Raw genomic sequence first — 15,269 nt, forward strand, 5'->3', positions numbered from 1 at the left:
CAACCTTTTAAGTGGACATATAAGGGCAAAGTTTTGGCTATTTAATGGTCTGCTTATTTTCGCCGTGCTGTACTAGAGTCATGTTTTAGTCGTCCAGGACTGTGAGTAACTTGGCGCCACCACAAACGCAAAAACTCGCTCAGACTTCAATTGAACCTTTTCTGTTCCCGATCGGTCTAAATTCAAGACAGACCCATCAGGTCTAATTTATATGTACTTAGTAAAGCACTTTCAGATTAAAAAAGAGCTGACTCCCTGGCTCAGCGGACTCCTCGCCGCTTCCCTGCTGGCAGGAGTAGGCTACACAGCTTACAGCCAACTAACAGTCAAATCCAACCGCGAAACCAGACGCAAGGAAAAAACCGTTGCTGTCGAAAGAGTGAACCTGCCGATTACAATTTCGGCAAATGGCACAATTGTGCCCGAACGTTCCGTTAACGTCAGCCCCAAAACTTCAGGAATGCTCAAAAGTTTGCTTGTCAAGGAAGGAGATAAGGTTGAAAAAGGGCAGATTCTCGCCTACATGGACGACTCCAACCTCCAAGGGCAACTTACCCAAACTCGCGGACAACTCGCAGCCGCAGAAGCAAACCTGGAAAAATTGGTCAACGGCACTCGAACCCAGGACATTGCTGTGGCTAAGGCAGTGTTAGCAGAACAACAGGCAAGTCTGGAAAAATTGCTCAACGGCAATCGAACCCAGGATATTGCTGTAGCTGAGGCAGCGTTAGCTGAACAACAGGCAACGTTGCAAAAATTGCTCAACGGCAATCGAACCCAAGATATTGCTGTAGCTGAGGCACAACTAGCTGAACAAGAAGCAAATTTACAAAAATTGCTTAAGGGCAATCGGCCTGAAGACATCGCCCAAGCGATCGCCAAACTCAGAGATGCCGAATACGCCAAAAACCAAGCTGAGGAAGACTTTCAGAGAAATCAGGAACTCTATAATGCCGGAGCCCTTGCTTTGCAAGTTGTCAACAACTCCCGCACCGCGCGCGATCGAGCTCAAACGCTAGTCAGGCAAGCCGAACAAGCTGTAGCTTTGCTGAAAGCGGGTACTCGCCCCGAAGAAATCGCTGCGGCGCGGGCTGCAGTCGAGCAAAAACGGCAAGCTTTGACCCTGGCGCGATCGGGCGCACGCCCGGAAGACATTGCTGCGGGGCGGGCTGCTGTAGAGCAAAAACGGCAAGCTTTGGCCCTGGCGCGATCGGGCGCACGCCCGGAAGACATCGCTGCGGGGCAGGCCGCTGTCGAGCAAAAACAGCAAGCTTTGGCGCTGCTAGAAGCCGGTTCTCGCCCGGAAGACATCGCCCAAGCCCGCGCCCAAGTTCTCGCCGCTAGAGGCAGCCTGCAAAGCGTTCAAGCGCTAATCGACGACACTGTGCTGCGGGCTCCTTTCACCGGCACTGTCACCCGCAAGTACGCCGATCCGGGCGCTTTTGTGACTCCCACGACGGCAGGTAGTGCGGTTTCTTCGGCGACTTCTTCTTCGATTTTGTCCTTAGCTTCAAAAAATCAATTAGTAGCAAACGTAGCAGAAACTAATATTTCTGAGATTAAGATCGGCCAGGCTGCATCTATTCAAGCCGATGCTTTTGCGGGAAAGACTTTTGCAGGTAAAATCACTCAAATTTCGCCTCAGTCGATCGTCCAGCAAAATGTGACAAGTTTTGAGGTAAAAGCGGCAATTATTAATGACGATCAACAAATGCTGCGATCGGGCATGAATGTGAATGTTGAGTTTAAGGCTGGTGAACTCAAAAATGTTTTGGTAGTTCCGACTGCGGCAATTGTCCGCCAACAAAGGGAAACGGGGGTTTATGTTCCCGGTGGAGAAGATGGTAAACCTGCTTTTATGCCGATTAAGACTGGTATGACGATGGATGACAAGACGGAAGTGCGATCGGGTTTGAAAGGAAATGAAAAAGTGCTGATGAGTTCCCCCCCCGGATTGCGGCCTAGATCCCAAAATCCATCGTCGGGCCCGATTCCGGGTTTGCAACCGGGTGGCGGCACGCGCTTGCGTTAGGGTTTTGATTTTTTTATTGAACCGCGAAGGCGCGAAGGGCACGAAGGAGGAAGAAGGAAGAAGGAAGAAGGAAGAAGGAAGAAAGTTTTAATTGCCCGATGCCCAATGCCCTATGCCCAATGCCCAATGCCCAATCACTAATAACATGAAATTACAGACTCGCCCCCGCACCAACAAAATCTCTAACGTTCAAATCGCGTTCATGGCGACAGAGGCGCTGTGGAATAATAAGTTGCGTACCAGTTTAACTATGCTGGGCGTAATTATTGGGATATCTTCGGTAATTGCCATTACTTCGGTGGGACAGGGAGTACAAAAATCCACTGAAGAACAGTTAAAGGCTTTGGGTACAAATGTGCTGTTGGTTTTATCCGGCGCTTCGCGATCGGGCGGTGTCAGTCAGGGAAGCGGTTCTGCTACTACCCTTACTTGGGATGACGCTAGGGCGATCGGCAAACAAGCTCCCGCAGTAAAGGCGATTTCGGCTTATTTGCAGCGCCAAGTGCAAGTCGTTTACGGCGGACAAAATTCATTTACTGCTATTTTGGGAACAGATTTAAATTATCCCGATGTGAAGAACATTCAACCCCAAGAAGGACGGTTTTTTAACGAGGATGAATTGAATGCTGCTGAGCCAGTAGTTGTCCTCGGTTCTAAGGTGCGGGACGAACTTTTTGGAGCCGGAGCTAATGCGCTATCCTCCGATATTCGCATTCAGGGAAACCGCTACAAGGTCATTGGAGTGATGGAAAGCAAGGGGTCTGTAGGGGGAACCGATCAGGACGATCGAGTGTATATTCCCCTCAAAAATATGTCTTCGCGGATTGTGGGGAGAAATTCTTTAGCAGGGATTGCGATATCGGGTTTTTGGTTGGAAACTGCCGGCGAAGCGGATTTAGCGGATGCTCAATTTCAAGTAGAAAATATCATGCGCTTGCGCCACAATATTTATCCGCCACAACCGGATGATTTTCGAGTGGTAAATCAAGCTGAGATAGTTAATACTTTCAGCAATGTGATAGGTTTATTTACGGTTATGATCGGAGCGATCGCCGGAATTTCTTTGGTGGTTGGCGGCATCGGTATTGCTAATATTATGTTGGTGTCTGTTGTGGAACGCACTAAGGAAATCGGGATTCGCAAAGCGGTAGGCGCTACTAATGCAGCAATTCTAATTCAATTTATGGCGGAATCTATTTTAGTTTCCACGGTGGGGGGAACGGCGGGAATTGGGTTGGGAATTGCGATCGCCTTTGGGGCCTCGACAGCGTTCAAATTTCCGTTTGTGGTTTCTGTATGGTCGATCGCGGCGGGTTTTGGGCTATCTTTTACCGTCGGGTTGTTAGCTGGAGTGCTACCGGCTCGGAATGCGGCTCGCTTAGATCCGATCGCAGCCTTGCGGAATGATTAAATTTAAGCAATATAAGCTCTTGTGGGGTGGGCATCCTGCCCGCCCGAAAGCCTAAATTTTAATTCAGCTTATACTAAACCAGCTTAAAAAATCTGGTTTGCTGTGAGGTTTAAATCGGGAAAAGTTTGCGATACAATCCGATCGTTCTCTCGAAACTTGAGGATTTGATATTCACCATCAAGCAAGTTACCCACAGAAATCGTCGGTTGTTTGGGATTGCCAATAAAATTGCGTCCACCCAACCCAGCATAATCCACAATCCAATATTCAGGGATACCCATCTCTTCATATTCAGCATATTTCAAATAGTAATCATCGCGCCAATTGGTTGACACAACCTCAATTACCAAAGGTATCGATGCACCCAAACTGAGGATAGATTGTTTTTGCCACAATGTTTCGTTCACCAGATTTGCACGATTCAGCACCAACACATCAGGGAAATAACCAGAATCTTTTTCAGGAGGTCTGACTATCGCTTGGTTGGGGATACCGTATGGCAATCCCAGACGTTTGATTTGAACAGCAATTGCGATCGTAAGAAAGCCTGTAACTTCTTGATGTTCGCCTACTGGTTGTATTATTTCAATAATATTTCGATTGTGCAGTTCGTAGCGTACCGCCGCATTTTCGGGCAGCTAATCCACAAATTCCTCGAAGTTTACGAGCTTACGTAAAGCTTGAGTCATAGGTTTTCAGGATTACCGATAATATAAATTATATCTCTATCTATCGGCGTTTATCTGCGTGCATCTGCGGTTACAAATTTCCATTTTTTTTTATAAAGTCCGCAAGTTATTGTGCCACTTATGCTGTAACTATTTCGGGTTTGATATCAAGTGATGCTGGCTCAAAATACAACACCATGATTTGCTCTGGATACAACCCGACAGATTCATAAGTGCGTCCGTTGCGATCGCTAAATTCAACCTCAAACGCTGCACCGTCAGCCAACAGTTCCACCACAGTCCCAACTTGTCCGCGCCACAGATTGTATTCAGGAATGTCAACGGTTAAGGCAACGACATCTAGCAATTTAACTGTATTCTTTACCACTTTTATTACCTTCAGGCACTACAGAGGATAGCAGGTTGTTAATCTCGGAATTTCCAAGTCGTGCTCAATAATCCAGCCACTCCGAAGAGTCGCACTTCTATTTTGCCATTCTATCGTGAAATCTAGGGTGTAGCGTTGCCCGAACCCATCTCGCCTCCCTAACTGAGCTTCGTGAGTTTGAATGACTTCAAGCAAAATTTGGCGCAATTCCTCAGCATTGTCAGGTGTCATCCCAAGAATTGACGAAAAAAGCCGCGCTTTGTGTTTGCCATCGTCGTGTTCTGGATTGAGGCAGTAGTCACGAAGTTTACGAATATAAACAACTGCATTCTTTGCATTTGGAATGAGCATAGAAAAGCTGATACGAAATATATTCTATCAGCAGTTGCCGAGTGTATGCTTCCGTCGAAAGCCCTTGCTCTTGAGTTCTTTGTGTTAAGTATTGCTCTATTTCTGGTGTCAGAGTCAGAGTGAGTGTCAGAGGTGTTTTTATAGCTCTACCCTTATACTTTACAACCTACTAGGCTAAGCTAGCGATCGATCACTTGGGAGCATTGACGTAGAAACTTCGATCTGTTTCAATTTTTAGAGCGATCGCAGCTAGGAAAATAAGGCACGTATGTGGTTTTACCAGAAAACGCGCACGAGGTGCGAGTTTTGAACCCCAACTGACACAATTTGATCTAAAAAATGAGATGTTTTTTTACATTACTTGACTTACTCGATACGCAATCGCATAGCATCTGCCAACCAAAATCGCGTAAAGGCGATCGCGCCTCTATCACCAAACGCGATCGCCTCTGCACGGAAGCATCAGCGTAGTCTAGAAACTATCGTCTCCACCAATAACTGATCGCCGTGTAATGATGAAGTTAGACTCCTCAAGAGCCAATAATTAATTCAACTTTGCGGACTTGAGCTACTAGGGCATTAGCTTCTTGAGCAAGTCTTAATAACTCGTCTTCGTTATCTTGAATTTTGAGAGCGACATTAAGCTTTGCCTCTAAGTCTTCAATATCTACAACTGCCTCAACTAACTGGTCAAATAGCTCCTGAAGACCGTTCTGATTTCCGAAAGAGGACGACTCCAAATGCTGTGAAATCAAGAGGCTAACAGAAGAGACTAAGTTAATCAACGCACTCGCGATCGCAGCACCTTTCGACTCAACCAGCACCGCTGAAATTAAGCCAGCACTACTAATAGCAGTAACAATGTTACCCATCAGACGAATTTTTCTTGCGCCTCTGAGTCGTCGGCGTAACCGAGTGAGGATAGTTTTAGCAGGAGTTTTGATTGTTTTCAAGGTCATAATAGCAAGTTTAGCAACAAGAATAGTGTCAGGATTTACTACACCCATTAGTTGCCCAAGAGCTAACAATTCGCTTTGCTCTGGATATTGTTGACGTAGCTTATCCAATTGTTCTGGTTGATAGCGATTTAATGCGTTTACGAGTGCATCAACTTTGATACCTTTACCCATCTGTCCCATATGTATTCTCCAATTTCAGTAGTTTGGTTTAAAACAAGAGCGATCGCACCCAAAAAATCAAAATGTAAGCCACCATGCAATCATAAAAGATAGCCATAAAAATATCAAAGCAGTAAAGAATGAAAGTAAAACAATGAACACAGCTATTCGTAATACTTGATAGAGCAAACTCTGAAATCCTGGTGGATTAGTTCTAGGTGTAGGCCACTTTTGTTTGAATTGACGCCAAGTTTTTTTAAATGTAAAGATAGACAAAACATAGAGAACGACTAAAGAAATTAGCCAAGGAAATAACCCAACCTCAGCTACCGCACTGATTGTGGTAATTCTCATATTTGTGAGTGTAAAAATTCTTCCTACAGCTCGTATATCTTGCGAGATAGAAATCTCAATGATTAACCTGACCTGATCTGCGACCGCTGAACGAACAATCATCGGAGTTTCTGGTGTTGCTATCGCGGAGAGCATTTGACCATAGTTTTCTGCTTTTAGTGCTTTCTCAATTCTTTGGGCAACTACTACGTCACGAACCGGTTTAACAAACCCGCTTGCTTTTGAAACACTTGTTGCTTCACATCCTAAGAGAATTAATGTTACGTTATATTTTTTGGCTTCCTGCTCCAGAGTAGAGATCGGAAACTTGGCTACAACGCTGCCATCAGCACGTTGAACCACAAACGCTTTATCTTCTATGTGACCCACAATAAGAACAATTTTATCTTTTAAATGGCTTAATGTAAAAGCCATACTATTGTTGAGTATTTGAGACAAAGAAATATTAATATTTTTAGCAGCTTTACTGAAGAGGTTTGTGATGTCCAAATCCTCAGGATCAAATAAAGAGATTACCCGCAGATAATCCTTATTTACGGGTTTTGCCATAAACCAAATTGCATTGTCAATTTCAGTTGAACTTTTTACACCAAAGGTAAGACCTGGACGAAATTGTATGACACGCTCAAAACCATCAAGGGTTTTAATGCGTTGCGTATGAAATACGGTATCATCACCTTTTACAACTGATAAATTTTCAATGTTCTCTAAGCTGGAAAAAATATCATATTTTTCAAAAAAAACATCTTCTGTTACAAATAAATGTGGTTTTGCCTGAAGTCCTTTGACCACAGATAATAACTCATCTGCAAAAGGCGTTTTTTCAGTATTGATTACTAAAACTTTTCCACTAGACAGCGATAACTCATATAGATTGTTAGACTGACGAGATAAATATAATCCGATCTGATTCGGTTTAGACCTGAAATACTTAAATATTTTAGGAATATGTACCTTTGTCGTGTTTGTAATAGGTACATCATCTATATGTCTACCAATTTTATTTAGCCATTTAAATGAAATAGCATTGACTGGTTGAATGCTAAAAATTATCAAACATAGCAAAATAGGGATAAGGAAGTTCCGCAGCCATCTCATCGAATTCACCTCATAAGCAAATACAATATGTATAAATAAGCTGAATCAGTAATTTCCGATTTAGCTTTCAACTAGCGCAACAAAACTATACTTCAGGACCTGTACATTAAGACGCCCGGATTTGGTATTAAGTGAAGTTGTTCAGATATTAATTTCTACACATCTTAAACAAGGATTCCGGATCTGACTGTGCTGAGGCCAAAATTTAATTACATAAATTGCTTCAACATTAAAGCCTGCCAAGCAAAGACGGCTTCGCCCCGACTACCACAACCCAAAACAGGAAGTGCCATTTAACCCTCAAATCCATAGTTTCTTGGCGATCGCACCCTGCATAAAACTCCCACTTGCTTTTGCCACAAGGCTTTTGCAGATTAATTGTTCGCTTTGTAGTAAATACGAGGTTTTTTATAACCAAGCGGAAGAATTACCCTAAAACTTTTCGCTAGGCGATTGCACCCCACCATCAACTTTCCGGTTGGGCCCCCACAGATAGCTTAGCGGTGTAACCGTTTAGCTAACCCGTCGCAGTTAACCTCTCGGCGTTCGGGTGCAGCGATGTGTTCTACAGACATAGCGATCGCTCCAGTCCTTTTTATTTGTTACTAAGAATACTCAAACAACCTCCGCGACAAATCTTTGGTCGCTCGTTGTATAAGTATTAATTGTACTGCATTTGCCGTATAATAGACGTAGGTATATTGATTATACCGCAACAGGCTTTTGTTTGTCCACTCACTGTAGGATGCGTATGGTTGCTCTGACTGGTTAAGGAATAAAAAGACGACCTGCACCCATGTAGTTATCAAGGTCAAGTAGGATTTCAACCAAACGAATGCTGCATCGCTCTCTGTATTCAAAATTAGTCATTCTATCTGTATTCCCAATCGTAATAACAGGTAGTGAATTCTCAGTATTATCCTCTTGAATTGTCTGTTCTAGAGAATCTATCCCTTTCATACTGCGATTAGCAGTTAATAGAATCATCTGATTTGTTTGGGCAAAGTTCCAGACAACGCGATCGCTCGCATTTATAGCTAATCCAACCTGTTTAAACATCACAAATTCGATGGGTACAATTTCCAGCCAACTTAATTAAAAAACAGAGGGCGGGTTTCGCATAAAACTTAACCCCAAAAGTCAAATTTTATGCTCTAAACCCGCCCTCGCAAAACTCACTTAATAAGCGTCTTGCAGTTCGTAGAAATCGGGGGAAATGTAATCCTTCCGCAGCGGCCAGCCTACCCAATCTTCGTTCATCAAAATCCGTTTCAGATTCGGATGTCCTTCATAGACTATGCCGTACATATCGTAGGATTCCCGCTCTTGAAAGTCGGCTGCTTTCCAAATCCAGTAGACTGATGGCACTCTGGGATCTTCGCGGGGTACGAATACTTTGACGCGGACTTCTTCAGGTTTGGAAGCATTATCTGTCAGCTTAACCAAGTGGTAGACGCTGACTAAATCTTGTCCCGGTCCTTGGTCGTAGGCGCACTGGCACTGCATATAATTAAACCCGTAGGCATACAGTGCTGTTGACATCGGAATTAAGAATTCTCGATCGACCTTTAATATCTCCACGCCCAAATTATCGGCCGCTAAAGCTTCGTGTTCAAAGCCATTTTGAGTCAACCACTGGGAAACCTTCCCGGCTTCAACAATTGCAGATTCTGTCTCAGCCACGGTTTACCTCCTGTTTTTGTCCTGCAAGCAGGGCCGGCGGTACAGGCATTCCCATTGCTTCCGTCAATTCCTTCGGCGGCGCTATCCGGCCTGGAATAGACAAGTATTTGCCGTCCAAAATGTCGTCTACTACTTTCATTTTGTGGGGTCTGGTGTAGTAGCGGTGGGTGGGCAGCAATCTGGCCCGTTCTTGCATGGAATCGTTGGCGATTTTTTTCCGCAGTTTGATAATTGCGTCAATAATCGCTTCTGGGCGGGGGGGACAGCCGGGGATGTACACGTCTACGGGAATCAGTTTGTCAACGCCTCTGACTGCTGTGGTGGAGTCCATGCTGAACATTCCGCCGGTGATGGTGCAAGCGCCCATCGCGATCACGTATTTGGGTTCCGGCATTTGTTCGTACAGCCGCACCAAGATGGGGGCGTACTTCATGGTAATTGTGCCGGCCGTGATGATCAAGTCGGCTTGCCGGGGGCTCGATCGCGGTACTAGACCGAATCTGTCGAAGTCAAAGCGCGATCCGATCAAAGCTGCAAATTCGATGAAGCAGCAGGCTGTGCCGAAAAGCAGCGGCCACAGGCTGGAAAGTCTCGCCCAATTGTAGAGGTCATCCACTGTTGTCAGGATGACGTTCTCTGAGAGTTGCGAAGTGACTTCGGGGCGCTCGACAGGGTTGATCAGCGCTTTTTGTGATTTGTCAGAACTTAAGACCATTCCAGGGCTCCTTTGCGCCATGCATAGACAAGAGCAATAACGAGGATCGTGATAAAAAACAAGGCTTCGATAAAAGCCAACAGTCCTAGCTGGTTGAAAGCAACCGCCCAAGGATAGAGGAAGACGGTCTCTACGTCGAAGATGACGAAGACCAGGGCGAACATATAATATCGAATGTTGAACTGAATCCAGGCTCCGCCGATCGGCTCGACGCCGGATTCGTAGGTAGTGCGTCGGTCGTAGGGACGACTTTTGGGGCGCAGTACCTTAGACGCCGTGAGGGCGAGGATAGGGACTAGGCTGGAAATTAACAGGAAGCCTAAGAAATACTCGTAGCCGCTGAGTGCAAACACGGTGAATAATTACTGCCTAGGTGAAAGGGTTCTGTAACTTGTCTGTTACATTATATAGATTTTGGGTAGCTAAAATTACGAGTTGGTTGAGATCGATCGTCCATCTTCTGCAATAATTTTTAATGTATATTTTAAGATTAGCTTACCTACTCTTTTGGAGCTATGAGCGATCGAGCTACTGAAACCAAAACCCTCGATCGGCACGAGTGCCGCGCCTGCGGCTACGTCTATGAGCCGAAAAAGGGGAATCCTAAAATTGACATTGCCCCGGGCACGGCTTTTGAAGATTTGCCCCAAACTTGGGTCTGTCCCGTTTGCGGGGCGCGCAAGTCGGTGTTTCAAAATCTCGGTCAGATGGAAGGGGTATCGGGATTTAAGGCAAATCAGCGCTACGGTGTCGGTGTCAACGGCATGACCGAAGGTCAGAAAAGTTTGCTGATTTTTGGCGGCTTGGTCGTTGGTTTCTTGTTGTTACTTAGTATGTATGGTTTGCAGTAAAACGATTGTGAGATTTTGGCAACGAATTGTAATGTTATTGGCCGCTGCGCTCATCTGTACGAGTTGCAGCACCATAGGTTCTGTGAGTTACAACCCCTGGCAAGTGATTTCCTTGCCGACGGAAGCTAATTTGCAGGATATTGCCTTTACGGGCAATCCTCAGCACGGCTGGGTTGTGGGTTCTGAGGCGACTCTGCTCGAAACCCTTGACGGTGGCACTAGCTGGAAGCCTATAGCACTGGATATCGACGATCCGAGGTCGCGTTTTGCGTCAGTGAGTTTTTCCGGTTCCGAAGGCTGGATTGTCGGCCAGCCTTCTGTTTTGCTCCACACGAACGACGAGGGCAAGTCTTGGACGCGGATTGCTTTGAGCAGTCAGTTGCCCGGTTCTCCCAGTACGATCGCAGCTTTGGGCCCGAATTCCGCCGAGATGACGACCGATGTCGGGGCGATTTACCGGACTTCCGACGGCGGCAAAAATTGGAAAGCTGTCGTGCAGGATTCTTTTGGGGTAGTTCGCAATATCAACCGTTCTGAAGACGGGCAGTATGTTGCGGTTTCCTCGAAAGGCAATTTCTACTCCGTGTGGAAGCCCGGACAACAAGCTTGGGAACCTCACAACCGCAATAGTTCTCGCCGCCTGCAAAATATGGGCTTTACCAAGGACGGGCGTTTGTGGATGCTCGCCCGCGGCGGTCAGATTCAGTTTAGCGACCCGTCCAATCCTGACGGTTGGGGGAAACCGTTTTTTCCCGATCGCAAAGCGAGTTGGGGTTTGCTGGACATGGCTTACCGGACTGATAATGAAGTTTGGGTAGCCGGCGGCGGCGGCAATTTGCTGTGCAGTTTGGACGGCGGGAAAACTTGGCTAAAAGACCGCGAAGTAGAAGATGTTCCCGCTAATTTTTACAGGATTGTCTTTATGGGCCCCGATCGCGGATTTGTGATCGGCGCGAGCGGTACTTTACTTAAATATCAAGGTTCAGCACAAGCTGCTTGATAGTAGAATAGTAATAGAGATTGTCTGTCAATTTGTTGTTGAAAGGAGGATTCTAAATGGCTGGTACAACTGGAGAACGTCCGTTTGGGGACATTATTACAAGTATCCGTTATTGGGTAATTCACAGCATCACCATTCCAGCTTTGTTTATTGCTGGATGGCTGTTTGTGCAAACGGGTTTGGCTTACGATGCTTTCGGAACTCCTCGCCCTAACCAGTATTTCACACCGCAGCGGGAAGAAGTGCCGATTATCTCGGATCGCTTTGAAGCTAAGAAACAAGTAGATCAGTTCATTGCCAAGTAATTTAACAAGGATTTGGAAAAATGACGAGCAGAACCCCAAATAATGAGCCAATTTCGTATCCTATTTTTACGGTGCGCTGGTTGGCAGTTCATACTTTAGGTGTCCCAACAATTTTCTTTTTGGGCGCGATCGCAGCAATGCAATTTATTCAACGATAGGAGTTTACAATGCCTGAGCGCCTTCCTAATCCCAACGAGCAGCCTGTTGAGTTAAACCGGACTTCTTTGTATTTGGGTTTGTTGCTGATTTTTACTCTGGGTATTTTGTTTTCCAGTTATTTCTTTAACTAACTGGTGTCTGAGTTTGCTTTCGATAGTTCGATCGAATGTGTTTAGCTGTGAATTAGTGAGGTGATAGCTATGTTTAGTGAAAGTGGCAGAATTCCTTTGTGGCTGGTAGCTACTGTCGCAGGTCTCGGTGTTCTGAGCATTGTGAGCCTTTTCTTCTACGGTGCTTATGCCGGTTTGGGTTCTTCGATGTAAGGAGAATTAAGCGGATTTTCGGCTTTTAACCCCCCTTTTTCAAGGGGGGTTTTAATTACTTCAAGTGTGTTGGTAAATTAGGGATAAATTTGATTTAAAGTGTTGATTTTTGGGCAAGTTTATGATAATTTAATTCTCTCGTGATAGCGGGATTTTTTGTGGTTGGGTAGAGATTTGCTCAATAAACGGATTCCGGGCGGGTTCACCAATCACCGCAAAATCGATCGCCACTAACCGACGATCGCCCTGAGAGTGGACTCGATCGTGAAAATAGCCAAAAGTTGCGAGTAGAATGGTGCAAGAGCCGATCGCTCGATCGTAGTGCACAGCGAAATATGACCCCACCGCAGCCACCCCGCAAACCGCAAACCATCTTGGGTGCGATTACCCAAGCAGTCCAGACTATTGCCAAGGTTAATTTTAACCAGCTAGCGCTGAAACCGAACGCCAAAGTACCCGAACTGTGGGTGCAGGATGCGGGTGCAGCTAAAGCTGAGGTTTATCCGCTGTTGGGCGAGCGATATTTGTTAGGTCGATCGTCCAAATCTTCAGATATTGTAGTTCGCAATCCCGTTGTCAGTCACGTGCACTTATCCCTGTCGCGGGATACTCGGCGGCGGACTCCTTTTGTCATCAAAGATGAAGACTCCACCAACGGCATTTACAATGGCAAAAGGCGAGTTAAAAGTATGTCCCTGCGTCACGGAGACGTGTTCACTTTAGGGCCGCCTGAACTAGCCGCCGCTGTCAGAATTCAGTACGTATATCCGCCGCCTTGGTATTTGGAACTGGTGCGTTACAGCTTTTACGGCGTTAGCGGAATAACCGCTTTGATTGCCGTGTTGGTAGGGATGGAATCGACAAAGTTTCAAGTGCGGCCTCTGCCTAGAAGTATCAATGGCCCCGTGATTGTTTACGCGCGCGACGGGCAAACTCCCCTGCGTCCTCCTCAGAATAACGCTCACTTAGAATTAAAGCGATTGCAGGATTTTTCGCCTTATTTATCCAAGGCGGTACTTGCTTCGGAAGACAGCCGCTACAATTGGCATTTGGGGGTAGATCCGATCGGAGTTTTGCGCGCGCTTTTGACCAATGTTCGCGGGGGAGGAATTCGCGAAGGCGGCAGCACTGTGACGCAGCAGTTAGCGAGGAGTTTGTTTCGAGATTATGTGGGAACTCAAGATTCGGCAGGACGCAAGTTACGGGAAGCTGTAGTTGCGTTGAAACTGGAGAATTATTACAGCAAAGATGAGCTGTTGCTGACTTATTTGAATCGCGTGTTTTTGGGAATTGACCTTTACGGTTTTGAGGATGCGGCTCGGTTTTATTTTGGCAAATCGGCGAAGGATTTAACTTTGTCAGAGGCGGCAACTTTGGCGGGCATTTTGCCTGCGCCAAACAGTTTTAATCCGATTCAAAATTATCAATTGGCGGTGCAGTACCGTGATCGAGTGATCGAACGGATGCGGGCACTGGGGACGGTTTCTCAGGAAGAAGCAGATCGCGCGAGGCGATCGCGAATTGAGATCAATCCCAAAGCTCGCCAATACCTGCAAAGTACGATCGCTCCTTATTTCTACAGTTATGTATTTGACGAATTGGAGTTTTTGCTGGGAGAGCAGTTAGCCCGAGAAGGCAATTTTATTGTAGAAACAGGTTTGAATCCCGGCCTGCAAAAGTTGGCGGAAAGTTCCCTCAGAAATGCTGTTGAAAATGCGGGAGCCAGTGCAGGTTTTTCTCAAGGAGCCGTGGTAACTCTCAATAGTACAACCGGAGAAGTGTTAGCTTTAGTTGGGGGCGTAGATTATTTGAAAAGTCAGTTTAATCGGGCTACTCAAGCTTTGAGACAGCCCGGTTCTACATTTAAGATTTTCACCTATGCAGCCGCCCTGGAGCGGGGAATCTCAGCCGATAAAACTTATTCTTGCGCCCCCCTTTCCTGGGGGGGACAAAGTTACAGCGGCTGCGAAAGAACCAGCGGCAGTGTGGATATGTATCGCGGCTTGGCGTTGTCGGAAAATGCAATTGCATTGAGGGTAGCACAGGATGTCGGTTTAGAAGATGTAGTGCAAATGGCTAGGCGTTTGGGGATTACTTCTGAACTGCGTTCTAACCCGGGTTTAGTATTAGGTGAAAGTGAAGTTAATGTGTTGCAATTAACGGGTGCTTTCGGGGTTTTGGCCAATCGGGGTTTGGGAAATCGTCCCCACGTAATTAAGCGAATTATTGACAGCAGCGATTGCAAAGATAGAAATGATTTTAACAGTTGCCGAGTGATTTATGACTATCAAAAAGATGGCATTGCCAATCGGCAGTTAGTTTCTGAAGCCGTGGCGGATACGATGACTGATATGCTGCAAGGTGTTGTGCGGGGAGGTACGGGCAGCAGTGCTGCTTTGGGGTTGGGAGAAGCTGGAAAAACAGGCACGACTAATGATAATAGAGATTTGTGGTTTGTCGGTTATATTCCGAGTCAGCAACTGGTGACAGGAGTTTGGTTGGGAAATGATGATAATTCTCCGACTGGGGGAGGTAGTGCAAATGCCGCTCAGTTGTGGGGGGAGTATATGCGGCAGGTGGCGCGTTGAAATTGCTGAAATTATTACTTTTACTTTTTTAAAATCCCCGACTTCTTTAAGAAGTCGGGGATTTGCGTATTGGTGGACTTATTTATAGCATTCACCAAGGTGGTTAAGACTTTTATTGGTAGGGGTAAGGCTAGCCATAAGCACCCTACAGATACAGCACTTCCGGCTGTTATGAGGTACAATAAGAAGAGATTCTAAAAATACATCAATGAAAGCATATTCAGT

At 45.9% G+C, this 15,269-nt stretch carries 19 protein-coding genes; 9 read left to right on the top strand and 10 right to left on the bottom strand.

The genetic code is table 11. The features are described from left to right. Nucleotides 1-211: 211 nt before the first annotated feature. Both QUB14_RS26565 and QUB14_RS26570 read left to right on the top strand, forming a co-directional pair. Entirely contained in the window at nt 212-2,032 is a 1,821-nt protein-coding gene (locus QUB14_RS26565) for an efflux RND transporter periplasmic adaptor subunit (RefSeq protein ID WP_333220939.1), read from the top strand. A gap of 145 nt (nt 2,033-2,177) precedes the next feature. Next, nucleotides 2,178-3,443 carry an ABC transporter permease gene (locus tag QUB14_RS26570; RefSeq protein WP_190739505.1) on the top strand — a complete coding sequence of 422 codons (1,266 nt, stop codon included), beginning with the start codon at nt 2,178-2,180 and terminating at the stop codon, nt 3,441-3,443. 83 nt (nt 3,444-3,526) lie between these two features. On the opposite strand, the gene QUB14_RS26575 is transcribed toward QUB14_RS26570, so the two are convergent. The 9 genes from QUB14_RS26575 to ndhC all read right to left on the bottom strand — a co-directional run bounded on the left by QUB14_RS26575 (nt 3,527) and on the right by ndhC (nt 10,171). Continuing rightward, the gene (locus tag QUB14_RS26575; protein ID WP_333220941.1) at nt 3,527-4,081 is read right to left on the bottom strand and encodes a Uma2 family endonuclease; all 555 of its coding nucleotides are present in this window, start codon (nt 4,079-4,081) and stop codon (nt 3,527-3,529) included. Nucleotides 4,082-4,250: 169 nt separating this feature from the next. After that, complete coding sequence (locus tag QUB14_RS26580) at nt 4,251-4,499, bottom strand: DUF4926 domain-containing protein (RefSeq protein ID WP_333220936.1); 249 nt, start codon at nt 4,497-4,499, stop codon at nt 4,251-4,253. Nucleotides 4,500-4,517: 18 nt separating this feature from the next. Then, a complete protein-coding gene (locus QUB14_RS26585) occupies nt 4,518-4,850 on the bottom strand; it encodes a DUF6883 domain-containing protein (protein WP_333220934.1) in 333 nt (110 codons plus the stop codon). A gap of 530 nt (nt 4,851-5,380) precedes the next feature. Then, nucleotides 5,381-5,980 carry a hypothetical protein gene (locus QUB14_RS26590; protein WP_333297396.1) on the bottom strand — a complete coding sequence of 200 codons (600 nt, stop codon included), beginning with the start codon at nt 5,978-5,980 and terminating at the stop codon, nt 5,381-5,383. A gap of 66 nt (nt 5,981-6,046) precedes the next feature. Beyond that, nucleotides 6,047-7,420 carry a hypothetical protein gene (locus QUB14_RS26595; RefSeq protein ID WP_333220930.1) on the bottom strand — a complete coding sequence of 458 codons (1,374 nt, stop codon included), beginning with the start codon at nt 7,418-7,420 and terminating at the stop codon, nt 6,047-6,049. A 768-nt stretch (nt 7,421-8,188) separates the two neighbouring features. Further along, the gene (locus QUB14_RS26600) at nt 8,189-8,479 is read right to left on the bottom strand and encodes an ACP S-malonyltransferase (protein WP_333220928.1); all 291 of its coding nucleotides are present in this window, start codon (nt 8,477-8,479) and stop codon (nt 8,189-8,191) included. 120 nt (nt 8,480-8,599) lie between these two features. Continuing rightward, on the bottom strand, nt 8,600-9,103 hold the full coding sequence (locus QUB14_RS26605; RefSeq protein WP_172190238.1) for an NAD(P)H-quinone oxidoreductase subunit J: 504 nt from the start codon (nt 9,101-9,103) through the stop codon (nt 8,600-8,602). After that, nucleotides 9,096-9,818, bottom strand: a complete 723-nt coding sequence (gene ndhK / locus QUB14_RS26610; RefSeq protein WP_190661736.1) for a photosynthetic/respiratory NAD(P)H-quinone oxidoreductase subunit K — start codon at nt 9,816-9,818, stop codon at nt 9,096-9,098. The genes QUB14_RS26605 and ndhK overlap by 8 nt, the downstream gene beginning before the upstream one ends. Continuing rightward, nucleotides 9,809-10,171, bottom strand: coding sequence for a photosynthetic/respiratory NAD(P)H-quinone oxidoreductase subunit C (ndhC, locus tag QUB14_RS26615; protein ID WP_006635500.1), 363 nt, complete (start codon nt 10,169-10,171; stop codon nt 9,809-9,811). The genes ndhK and ndhC overlap by 10 nt, the downstream gene beginning before the upstream one ends. Nucleotides 10,172-10,333: 162 nt before the next feature. On the opposite strand from ndhC, the gene QUB14_RS26620 reads away from it, so the two are divergent. From QUB14_RS26620 to QUB14_RS26645, 6 genes are all read left to right on the top strand, one after another. Continuing rightward, on the top strand, nt 10,334-10,669 hold the full coding sequence (locus QUB14_RS26620; protein WP_333109400.1) for a rubredoxin: 336 nt from the start codon (nt 10,334-10,336) through the stop codon (nt 10,667-10,669). Next, nucleotides 10,656-11,669: a photosynthesis system II assembly factor Ycf48 gene (locus QUB14_RS26625; protein WP_333220925.1), complete on the top strand. Its 1,014-nt coding sequence runs from the start codon at nt 10,656-10,658 to the stop codon at nt 11,667-11,669. Before QUB14_RS26620 ends, QUB14_RS26625 begins: the two co-directional genes overlap by 14 nt. A gap of 56 nt (nt 11,670-11,725) precedes the next feature. Beyond that, nucleotides 11,726-11,974, top strand: coding sequence for a cytochrome b559 subunit alpha (psbE, locus tag QUB14_RS26630; protein WP_006635503.1), 249 nt, complete (start codon nt 11,726-11,728; stop codon nt 11,972-11,974). Between the two features lie 20 nt (nt 11,975-11,994). Further along, the gene (psbF, locus tag QUB14_RS26635) at nt 11,995-12,132 is read left to right on the top strand and encodes a cytochrome b559 subunit beta (RefSeq protein WP_006635504.1); all 138 of its coding nucleotides are present in this window, start codon (nt 11,995-11,997) and stop codon (nt 12,130-12,132) included. A gap of 9 nt (nt 12,133-12,141) precedes the next feature. Continuing rightward, nucleotides 12,142-12,264: a photosystem II reaction center protein L gene (locus tag QUB14_RS26640; RefSeq protein ID WP_006635505.1), complete on the top strand. Its 123-nt coding sequence runs from the start codon at nt 12,142-12,144 to the stop codon at nt 12,262-12,264. Between the two features lie 69 nt (nt 12,265-12,333). Continuing rightward, a complete protein-coding gene (locus QUB14_RS26645) occupies nt 12,334-12,456 on the top strand; it encodes a photosystem II reaction center protein J (RefSeq protein WP_006635506.1) in 123 nt (40 codons plus the stop codon). A 129-nt stretch (nt 12,457-12,585) separates the two neighbouring features. Here QUB14_RS26645 and QUB14_RS26650 read toward each other — a convergent pair whose 3' ends face one another. Then, nucleotides 12,586-12,783: a hypothetical protein gene (locus tag QUB14_RS26650; protein WP_333220923.1), complete on the bottom strand. Its 198-nt coding sequence runs from the start codon at nt 12,781-12,783 to the stop codon at nt 12,586-12,588. A gap of 8 nt (nt 12,784-12,791) precedes the next feature. Here QUB14_RS26650 and QUB14_RS26655 point away from each other — a divergent pair, with 8 nt between their 5' ends. Next, nucleotides 12,792-15,044, top strand: a complete 2,253-nt coding sequence (locus tag QUB14_RS26655) for a transglycosylase domain-containing protein (protein WP_333220921.1) — start codon at nt 12,792-12,794, stop codon at nt 15,042-15,044. Nucleotides 15,045-15,269: the final 225 nt, after the last annotated feature.

Source organism: Microcoleus sp. B3-D2 (genome assembly GCF_036705345.1).
GTDB lineage: Bacteria > Cyanobacteriota > Cyanobacteriia > Cyanobacteriales > Microcoleaceae > Microcoleus.

Excerpts from the sequence above, each read along its gene's own strand:
- psbF (WP_006635504.1), top strand. The coding sequence starts at position 11,995 with ATGACGAGCAGAACCCCAAATAATGAGCCAATTTCGTATCCTATTTTT.
- ndhK (WP_190661736.1), bottom strand. The coding sequence starts at position 9,818 with ATGGTCTTAAGTTCTGACAAATCACAAAAAGCGCTGATCAACCCTGTC.
- QUB14_RS26585 (WP_333220934.1), bottom strand. The coding sequence starts at position 4,850 with ATGCTCATTCCAAATGCAAAGAATGCAGTTGTTTATATTCGTAAACTT.
- QUB14_RS26640 (WP_006635505.1), top strand. The coding sequence starts at position 12,142 with ATGCCTGAGCGCCTTCCTAATCCCAACGAGCAGCCTGTTGAGTTAAAC.
- QUB14_RS26645 (WP_006635506.1), top strand. The coding sequence starts at position 12,334 with ATGTTTAGTGAAAGTGGCAGAATTCCTTTGTGGCTGGTAGCTACTGTC.
- QUB14_RS26655 (WP_333220921.1), top strand. The coding sequence starts at position 12,792 with ATGACCCCACCGCAGCCACCCCGCAAACCGCAAACCATCTTGGGTGCG.
- QUB14_RS26600 (WP_333220928.1), bottom strand. The coding sequence starts at position 8,479 with ATGTTTAAACAGGTTGGATTAGCTATAAATGCGAGCGATCGCGTTGTC.
- QUB14_RS26570 (WP_190739505.1), top strand. The coding sequence starts at position 2,178 with ATGAAATTACAGACTCGCCCCCGCACCAACAAAATCTCTAACGTTCAA.
- QUB14_RS26625 (WP_333220925.1), top strand. The coding sequence starts at position 10,656 with ATGGTTTGCAGTAAAACGATTGTGAGATTTTGGCAACGAATTGTAATG.
- QUB14_RS26595 (WP_333220930.1), bottom strand. The coding sequence starts at position 7,420 with ATGAGATGGCTGCGGAACTTCCTTATCCCTATTTTGCTATGTTTGATA.
- QUB14_RS26620 (WP_333109400.1), top strand. The coding sequence starts at position 10,334 with ATGAGCGATCGAGCTACTGAAACCAAAACCCTCGATCGGCACGAGTGC.
- QUB14_RS26565 (WP_333220939.1), top strand. The coding sequence starts at position 212 with ATGTACTTAGTAAAGCACTTTCAGATTAAAAAAGAGCTGACTCCCTGG.
- psbE (WP_006635503.1), top strand. The coding sequence starts at position 11,726 with ATGGCTGGTACAACTGGAGAACGTCCGTTTGGGGACATTATTACAAGT.
- QUB14_RS26590 (WP_333297396.1), bottom strand. The coding sequence starts at position 5,980 with ATGGGTAAAGGTATCAAAGTTGATGCACTCGTAAACGCATTAAATCGC.